The organism is Candidatus Magnetaquicoccus inordinatus, assembly GCF_004217665.1.
GTDB classification, from domain to species: domain Bacteria; phylum Pseudomonadota; class Magnetococcia; order Magnetococcales; family Magnetaquicoccaceae; genus Magnetaquicoccus; species Magnetaquicoccus inordinatus.
The window spans coordinates 1-4,040 of sequence record NZ_RXIU01000267.1; the positions used below are offsets into that span (position 1 = coordinate 1).

6 protein-coding genes are annotated in these 4,040 nt (G+C 53.7%); 3 read left to right on the forward strand and 3 right to left on the reverse strand.

Annotated elements, in window-relative coordinates; all coding sequences use genetic code 11:
• Positions 1-187 precede the first annotated feature (187 nt).
• From EJP87_RS14345 to EJP87_RS14355, 3 genes are all read right to left on the reverse strand, one after another.
• Complete coding sequence (locus EJP87_RS14345; RefSeq protein ID WP_130472550.1) at positions 188-511, reverse strand: helix-turn-helix domain-containing protein; 324 nt, start codon at positions 509-511, stop codon at positions 188-190.
• Positions 441-878: a type II toxin-antitoxin system RelE/ParE family toxin gene (locus EJP87_RS14350; RefSeq protein WP_130472551.1), complete on the reverse strand. Its 438-nt coding sequence runs from the start codon at positions 876-878 to the stop codon at positions 441-443. Before EJP87_RS14350 ends, EJP87_RS14345 begins: the two co-directional genes overlap by 71 nt.
• Positions 879-981: 103 nt before the next feature.
• Entirely contained in the window at positions 982-1,713 is a 732-nt protein-coding gene (locus EJP87_RS14355; protein WP_130472552.1) for a DNA topoisomerase, read from the reverse strand.
• A gap of 33 nt (positions 1,714-1,746) precedes the next feature.
• On the opposite strand from EJP87_RS14355, the gene EJP87_RS14360 reads away from it, so the two are divergent.
• The 3 genes from EJP87_RS14360 to EJP87_RS14370 all read left to right on the forward strand — a co-directional run.
• The gene (locus EJP87_RS14360) at positions 1,747-2,811 is read left to right on the forward strand and encodes an ATP-binding protein (protein WP_130472553.1); all 1,065 of its coding nucleotides are present in this window, start codon (positions 1,747-1,749) and stop codon (positions 2,809-2,811) included.
• Complete coding sequence (locus EJP87_RS14365; protein ID WP_130472554.1) at positions 2,801-3,256, forward strand: hypothetical protein; 456 nt, start codon at positions 2,801-2,803, stop codon at positions 3,254-3,256. The genes EJP87_RS14360 and EJP87_RS14365 overlap by 11 nt, the downstream gene beginning before the upstream one ends.
• A gap of 64 nt (positions 3,257-3,320) precedes the next feature.
• The coding region (locus tag EJP87_RS14370; RefSeq protein ID WP_130472555.1) for a hypothetical protein at positions 3,321-4,040 on the forward strand (720 nt) is incomplete at its 3' end.

Here is a 4,040-nt window from a genome sequence, read left to right on the forward strand (position 1 = left end):
AAAAGCTTGCTATTTCCGCTCATTGCCACGAATTTTGTCCCACGGGGACGAGGGAATATCTGGAACTGCTGGCCACCACCTCTCCTGAACCTTACCAGAAGAGGGTCAGCAAGGCCGCCCTCACTCTGCTGCAGCGGTTGGGGGGCAATGCCGTGTGAGCAGCAGCGGGGCTGTTTTCCTGGGCGCGTCAGGCAATGGCAGGAAGCCCTTTCTGGGCGACCAGGGACAAGAGCTTCAAGGACGGCCCGGAGGGCTTTTTGGTGCCCCGTTCCCACCGGGAGATGGATGCCTTTGAGACGTTGAAATAGTTGGCGAAAATTTCCTGACTGACCTGAGACTGCTCACGCAGTCGACGAATCTCCCCCGGTGTGAATTCCTGCACCGCAGTCAGACATACCTCGTCGAATTCATGCATGGTCTGCCTGTCGACGGCTCCGGCCTCACACATTTCGGAGAGGGTCTGATGAATCGCCTCCATCGCGTCGCTTTTGTACAGTGGACGTTTGCTCATGGCATTTTACCTCCTGATATGTGCCTCTTCTGATAAAATCGGCCAGTGCTGCATCGGACAGGGCGAACACAATATCCGCCATCTTTTTGAACGCTTTTTCCTCGAAATCGTTGATATTATTTCTGTCGTTCTTCGGGAACCCATAGACGAAAAATGCCTTGTCTCCCCGACGAAAGAGAATGATACTGCGGTACCCTCCCGATTTTCCAGCACCCTCCCTGGCAATGCGCTGTTTGATAACATTGCCTCCATAATCGGCATCCACCTGTCCGGCCTCTGCAGCCCAAACAGCTTCGCACAGAAGGATATCGCTGATATGTTCCTGTCTGGCAAACTTGACAAACCACCTAGTTTTGAAAATGTGCATGATGTCTTGTTTCGGATACGGTAAGGAACATGCTCAATGATATGAAACTCAGTTCTATATTTCAAGGGCTTTCTTCCCCTAGTTCGGCACGTTGCGCCCCCGGCTACCTTTCCGTCGACCGGCTAAATCGACACGCCGGATACTGGTTGCACCCCAAAAACGGCTGGTCCTTGTTTTTTCCCCGGTGGGCCGTGCGGGTGACCAGTTGGCCTTTTTTGCACAGGGGACAGGGGGCTCCCACCCCGGTCGGGTCGCTGATCGCCGCTCCGGCAGTTCCTGGCAGGGTCCCCCGGCAGGCGGGATAACCGGAACAGCCCCAAAACTCCCCCTGGGCACTTCGCCGCTGCCGCATGGGCCGGCCACACTGGGGACAGGCCGGGGAGGCAGAGCCCTCTGCGACCACCGCAGGTGACGACAAGCCTATCGACCGCTCCAGCGGACTCCTCCGCTTGACCTGCTCGGTCAGACGGGTCACCCACAGCTCCACCTTGGCCTGAAACTCCGCCAACGAACCCTGACCCTGGGCAATATCATCCAGAGCCTGCTCCCAGACAGCCGTGGTGGCCGGGTCGGTGACACTGTGAGGCAGCAAATCCACCAACATCCGACCCGTCTCCGTGCTGACCAGATTTTTTTTCCCCTCCTTGGCCAGCAACTCCCGTTTCAACAAGTTTTCTATGATCGCTGCACGGGTCGCCTCGGTGCCAATCCCCGCCGTCTCCCGCAAAATCTGCTTGAGACGGGGATTCTCCACCCCCCGGCCCACCTGTTTCATGGCCTGAATCAACGTGCCATCGGTAAACCGGTTGGGGGGCTGGGTCCGCTTTTCCGCCACCTAAGAGAACAGGCCTCTTTTCCGGAGGAGAAAATGTCCTACCTGAAGGATGTCGGGTTTCCCCTGGAGCAGCGAGAACAGCCTGCAGTCCGGTGTTGGAACAAGCAGGAGGAGGTTCATATTCCCGACTATCAACGTTCCGACGACAAAAAGGAGATCCTGGCCTGTGGATTGTTTCCAAAGGTTGATGCCCCTGAAGCATTGTACGCATGGTTTGAGCACGGGTTTGCCTCTGTTCTGGTGTTGCCCGTGGGGCATCGAGAGCGGATGATTGGGGTGTTGTGTCTTCATGGAGCAACGGCCTATCAGTTTGACGCCGATCGGGTGGCGGCTGCACGGGCACTGTTGCAGCGGGTCCGGTGGTTTCTGGAGGCGGTCAAAGAGCGTGAGCAGCAACGTCTCTGGGAACTTGCCTTTGTCCATGAATTTCGCTCGGATCTGGTTCCCGTCAGACGTAATATTCTAGCTGCGTTGGAGGAGAAAAACGTAGATCCCGAAGGATTGCGGACGGCCTTGGCCTACCTGGGCCGTCTTCATGATCTCACGGGCTATTTTATGCGGTTGCAAATGGGTGGTGCCCAGGACAAGGAAGGAGAAAACTCCTTTTTCTCTCCCGGTTCTCTGGTGTGGGACGCCCTGGAACGGGCCCAACGTATTCACCAGGATGTCGATGCCCGGTTGACGGTAACCACGCCCAGGGATGATTCCATCTGGGAGAGGTCGTTGGCTGGTCGGGGAGAGGTGTTTGGACGGGTGGTGCGATGTCTGGCGGATAACGCCTACCAGCATAGCCATGGGGAGAGACCCAATATCGTTGTGACGGCCTATGTGGAAGAGGAGTTGTGGATGTTGACCCTTGTCAACCCCGGACAGATGTCTGCCGAGGCCGACCGGTTGAAATTCACTGCCTATCAAAAATCCCAGGACTCCAAAGGGGGATCCCATGTGGCCCTGGCCTCCAACAGGGTGTGGATTGAAATATACGGTGGGAGTATCGCGTTGGACAATGTCATGGAGGGAGGAGAGCCTCGAGTTCAGGCCACGCTGCGTTGGCCACTGGCTGTATTCAAGGGAGAGGAGAAAACCAATGATGACTGATACTGAAATAAGAGTAGTGCTGAACGGGAAACGCATTCTTTTTGTTGATGATACACCCAGAACTCTGGCTCCCATTCCCGGAGATTTGGCCAAAAAATATGGTGTCTCCTGCGATATCGTCAAGGAGTTGGCAACTGCCCGACAGAGGATGGAAAACAGGGACCCACCGGCGCATGCTGTTGTGTTGGACCTCAATATGAATGCGACCGCTGCCGATCGGAAGGGGTTTAATACCGGTCTCAAAGTGACCCATATGAATGACGGCCAACTTTTGGGTGTGTGGCTGGCGGAGAAAAAGATTCCCTACTTGTACCTGACCGCTGTGCAAGAGGCCTTTGATTATCAATTGCCTGGGCAAGAAAATCCGGTCATTCTTTCCAAGTTTACTGTCTCATTGGGGCAACTGGCTGGGGAACTGGCGAAACTGTTAATTCCTGGTTTGTAAACATTATCAGATTCTTGGTGAACGCGGTTCACGTCTTTGGCGCAGAGACAAGGAGACAGTTTTTGTGAATAATTTCTTCTCGCCCGATTTCATTAAAAGTTTTGCAGATTTTTGGAAAATCTTTCCCTCTACAGAGTTGAGGGGCGCGCTGTTCGTTTTTTTGTTGGTGATGGGTGGGCTTTTGTTGAAATTCGCCAGATACAGTAACCGACACCGACCGCATGTTTTTAGATGGAATTTCGTTGTTGCTTTGTTTTTTGGTGCGTCCGCTTATCTCGCAATGCCGTTGGCAACTGGAACGTACATCCAACAGACTGGCCAACAACAAAACAAGCAGGCCAATCTTCCGGGCAGCCAGCCATCTAACAATATGCTTCCAGTGGATAGTTCGCTCTCTCCCAATGTATTATTGGCACTGGTGGCAATGACATTGACTTTTATGAGTGGCTTTGCCTTAAAAACATCACGGGATGCTCTTACAGATATCCGGGATCTCAAAGAAGATATTAATGATCAGGTGGACCAGGAAAAACGTTTCCGTGCTCAAATTCGCTTGCATATGCGCATCGTGACCCGCTTGCAAGAGTTGCATTTTCTGATTTCTTCCGGCGATGGCGATTACAGTCTTCGACCTGAAATGGTGGCACTGGAATACTGGCGGGAGTTTGTCGCCACTTCTGATTCGTTGGTTCTGTCCAATGTAATGGAAAAGCTTGCTATTTCCGCTCATTGCCACGAATTTTGTCCCACGGGGACGAGGGAATATCTGGAACTGCTGGCCACC